Annotated in this window: 5 protein-coding genes and 1 pseudogene; all 6 read left to right on the forward strand. The window is 32.3% G+C overall.

Annotated features, from left to right (window positions below; translation table 11 throughout):
- Nucleotides 1-278: 278 nt before the first annotated feature.
- Nucleotides 279-737 (forward strand): hypothetical protein, encoded by a 459-nt coding sequence (locus tag ACWGOQ_RS23860; protein WP_452059249.1) that lies wholly within the window; start codon nt 279-281, stop codon nt 735-737.
- 97 nt (nt 738-834) lie between these two features.
- Entirely contained in the window at nt 835-1191 is a 357-nt protein-coding gene (locus tag ACWGOQ_RS23865; protein WP_452059250.1) for a transposase, read from the forward strand.
- 58 nt (nt 1192-1249) lie between these two features.
- Entirely contained in the window at nt 1250-1858 is a 609-nt protein-coding gene (locus ACWGOQ_RS23870; RefSeq protein WP_452059469.1) for a DDE-type integrase/transposase/recombinase, read from the forward strand.
- Between the two features lie 15 nt (nt 1859-1873).
- Nucleotides 1874-2056: pseudogene (locus tag ACWGOQ_RS23875) on the forward strand (integrase core domain-containing protein); the annotation flags it as partial.
- Nucleotides 2057-2163: 107 nt separating this feature from the next.
- Entirely contained in the window at nt 2164-2871 is a 708-nt protein-coding gene (locus tag ACWGOQ_RS23880) for a DUF4386 domain-containing protein (RefSeq protein WP_452059251.1), read from the forward strand.
- A gap of 263 nt (nt 2872-3134) precedes the next feature.
- Nucleotides 3135-3989: a CPBP family intramembrane glutamic endopeptidase gene (locus tag ACWGOQ_RS23885; protein ID WP_452059252.1), complete on the forward strand. Its 855-nt coding sequence runs from the start codon at nt 3135-3137 to the stop codon at nt 3987-3989.
- Nucleotides 3990-4238 lie beyond the last annotated feature (249 nt).

A 4238-nucleotide genomic window follows, 5' to 3' on the forward strand; every position in this document is an offset into this window, starting at 1 on the left:
AAAGTTTCTCTTGATATACTTTCTTGCCTTGCATACCATGAAATTAACACTTTTTGCTATCTTGTGCAACAGGCACACTATATATAGCAAATTGGGCAATTAATGTTTAATCGAAAGGTTGTTGTCTATTTGTAAAACCGCCAAATCTTTTGATTTGGTATTAAAAGAGAAAAATTAAAACAAAACACAAAACATTTGGCTTGTGGCTAAACCGAAAATAATTACTTGTTTTCCGCCCAACTTGCCATATATTAAACGTTATCATCAATAAGGAAAATATGGCTTGGATATATTCAATGTGGATCGAAACTGAGAGCGAAAAGCAAGGAATAGCCGTTAAGGACTATTTTAACAAAAATACAGTTAAAGCAAACGGGGAAGAATACACAATTCGTGCATATCAAGTTGGTATGGTGACTGTTAACGGAATTAGCCAAATTGGAATTACTTCAAAATCTGATGCAGAAGAAATGACTTCAATAGGTTTTGAATTCTACAAATTACTGAAAGAAGCACCAAAGTATAGATACGCTCTTACAGGAGTTGAAGTTGATGGATGGAGGGAAATGAGTGAATTGGAGGAAGATCCAAATGACATACTATTAATCTCAGGATTTGTAATTCGAAAAGACATATATCAAAAATTGGGAAGCCCTGGTGAATTATGTGAGTTCAACTCTAAGTATTTATGGACTCCATATGAAGGCGAAAAATGGAATCAAAATAAAAAAAGATGATAACACTATGTAAAAATGCATTAAAACGCATTTTACACTAAACGTTGTGGCACATTTTGACCCGTCCTGAAATAAGGCTAAATAATTCAAAACAATTATGTACAAAAATGACAAAGTAATTAGACGTTACAGCGAACCTTTCAAATTAAAAATTTTAGCCGAACTTAGTACTGAAAAACACACAAAGAGTGAACTTTGCAAACTCTATTCTATTGCACCCACAACGGTTAATGAATGGATTAAAAAGTACAATCGTAAAGACTTAATGAACACCAAAGTAAAAGTGGAAACTAAAGACGAAATATCGAGAATTAAAGCACTTCAAAAAGAGATTGATCAGCTTAAAAAACTACTCTTAAAAAAGGATCTGGATGCCATGGTATTGGATTCTTACCTTGAGGTAGCTGCAGAAGATTTAGGTTATAAATCTGTTACCGAGCTAAAAAAAAGCTAAGTATAAAGCCTTAATCAAAGCTAAAAAGAAATCTAAGGGATTTGCTTCTTTAACAATTATAACTCATTGTTTTGGGCTTAAACGTGATGCGTATTACAAGTATAAAGACAGAGCTGACAAACATTTAAAACTAGAACATCAGATTATAAATATAGTTAGAAAAAGACGCAAATCCCTTCCTAGAGAAGGCGTTAGAAAGCTTGTGAAATCATTGGATGTAGATTTTACTAAAGTCAATATTAAAGTTGGTAGAAATACGCTATTTAATGTGCTTAGAAAACATCAAATGCTAACACTTAGAAAGAAATACAGGATGAGGACAACAAACTCACACCATCGTTTTTATAAGTACTGTAACATCATAAAGGACATTGAAATCAATAGACCCAATCAAGTTTGGGTATCCGATATCACATATATCAGAACCCTAAAAGGCTTTTGTTACCTGGCATTTATTACAGATATGTATTCTCGCAAAATAGTAGAATACGACCTCAGTGATAGCCTAGAATTAAATGGATGCGTTCGAGCCCTTAATAAAGCCTTATATCAAGCTAAAGACATTAAAAAACTTATCCATCATTCAGACAGAGGCATACAATATAGTAGTAATGTGTACACACAAATACTTAAAAGAAACAACATTGGAGTCTGTATGACAGAATAAAATCATTGTTACGAAAATGCAATGGCCGAACGCGTAAACGGTATCTTAAAAGATGAATTTTATCTCGACCAGACCTTTACAAACCCACAACACGCAAAGAGAGCTGCAAAAAATGCAATTAATTTATACAACGAAATAAGATTACATTTATCTTTAGACTATAAAATACATAATATGGTATATAAATTAACAGCGTAAAAATCAATTTTAACCTGTAGTCATATTTCAGGACAAGACATTAAAAAACCATTATATCTGGTAACAAAACCTCATTAATTCAGTCTTAATGAAAACACCTTATCCAAATGACCACTGTTAAAATCGACCGTATCTCTTCAGCAAAAGCATCATTAATCGCAGGTTTAGGTTTGCTGATTATGGTTTTGACTGTGCCCTTTGCCGAGTTTTATATTTTCCCTCAATTAATCGGACAAAATTCAACAGAGACAACCAACAATATTTTGAACAACAAAATGCTATTCTCAACAAGTGTTTTTTTGCATTTAATAACATTGCTATGTGATATCATAGTTGCTTGGGCTCTTTACATTTTTCTAAAACCCGTAAATAAAGGATTTTCACTTCTAATAGCTTGGTTTAGGTTGATTTACACGGCTATGTATTTAATAGCTTTGGTCAACCTAATTAAAATATTAGGTCTCATCAAAATCGAAAACCAGTCGAAACTCGAAAGTCAATTAGAGTTTAATGATACTGTAGAGTTCTATATCAATTCGTTTCGATTGGAATGGGAATTTGGATTGTTAATTTTTGGAATTTACTTGTGTCTTCTTGGTTATTTGGTTTTCAGAGCAGATTATGTTCCAAGAATATTTGGGGTTTTATTATTGGTTGCAGGATTTGGTTATGTGATTAACACTTTAAGCATATTTTTATTCCCAAACGTAAATACTGAATTTCTTATGATTACTTTCTTTGGAGAATTAATATTTATGTTTTGGCTACTATTTAAAGGTTCAAGAATTAGGGATTTACAAGTGAAGGCAGAATAAAAACGAACGCACAACAAAACCTATAAACAATACGGATTTCGGGCTTATTTGCAGGGCTTGCCTATTTTTATGAAGACCGCAAAATCTTATGGATTTTGCCCTGGAAAGGAAAAAATAAATCAAAACAATAAGATTTCGCTATGTGCGTGACGGAAAGCAAACGCTAGTTTGCTCCGGTACTGTTCATAGCTAAACCGTTAGGCGCAATGTAACAAAACCATAATCTCTTCGTCTTCCATAAACGAACCAATTATTAAAACCTTATGTCAGAAAATTTATCGGAACGAAAAGAAACTTGGAAAACAATCTTTCTATTTCTTGCAATCGTTATTCTTCTTACTTCACCTTTTCATTATGCCATAGTTAATTTATATCCATCACGAATATATGTTGGCGCTATAATGTGGTGTCCTGCAATTGCTGCATTTATTACCTTAAAAATAAAAGGTCGTAAGATTTCATCTCTAAATTGGAATTGGGGAAATTGGAAATATATCCGATGGTCTTATTTCATTCCTGCCCTTTATGGTATAGTCACTTATGTATTAATCTGGATTTTCGGTTTGGGAAGTTTAACTAATAGTGAAGCAATAACAAATTGGGGAAAAGATCTTGGCTTGTTTGGAATAGGTACATTAAATCCAACGGCAATAACAATAATAGCAATTACCTTATTAGGCACTGTAGAAGTAATAAGAGCTTCTGCAACAACTTTAGGAGAAGAAATTGGGTGGAGAGGTTTTTTTATCTATGAATTGAGAAAGGTACTTTCATTTACTAGTGTATCAATTTTTAGTGGATTTATTTGGGCTGCTTGGCATTGGCCACTTCTTGTTTACTATAGTAATAATATGCTATTAGAATTTATAACATTCTTCATCGTAATCATTTCTATGTCTTTCATTATGACCTACTACGCTTTTAAATCTAAAAGTCTTTGGCCAGCTGTAATATTTCACGCAGTAAGTAATGTTTATATTCAAAAAATAATGCCTGAATTAACAATTAAGAATGAAGGAACGGAATATTGGCTTGGCGAAAACGGAATTATGTTTGCAATTGTTACTTGTGTTTTTGGAATTTTCTTTTGGAGAAAAGCGATTAAAGAAAAATTATAAATAAAACACAGCGCCTAACAACGTGTCCTATGAAAAGCCCTATTCCAGTTTCTTAAATATACTGTTTTATTTTATAATTAACTCATAATTTTGCTTTTATGGTGTTTACATCTTGGCAAATCTCTCCTTTTATATTGATTATTTGTCAATATTTAAACACCGTATAACTTGCTCAGCATCCTATATGTGATCAATCTATAATGATCCTCACCAGCATCTGTATGATTATAAGCTATAATAAACTCAGTC

This window comes from Aquimarina ulvae (genome assembly GCF_053613295.3).

Coding starts and splice junctions, on each gene's coding strand:
- ACWGOQ_RS23860 (WP_452059249.1), top strand. CDS start 279: ATGGCTTGGATATATTCAATGTGGATCGAAACTGAGAGCGAAAAGCAA.
- ACWGOQ_RS23865 (WP_452059250.1), top strand. CDS start 835: ATGTACAAAAATGACAAAGTAATTAGACGTTACAGCGAACCTTTCAAA.
- ACWGOQ_RS23880 (WP_452059251.1), top strand. CDS start 2,164: ATGACCACTGTTAAAATCGACCGTATCTCTTCAGCAAAAGCATCATTA.
- ACWGOQ_RS23885 (WP_452059252.1), top strand. CDS start 3,135: ATGTCAGAAAATTTATCGGAACGAAAAGAAACTTGGAAAACAATCTTT.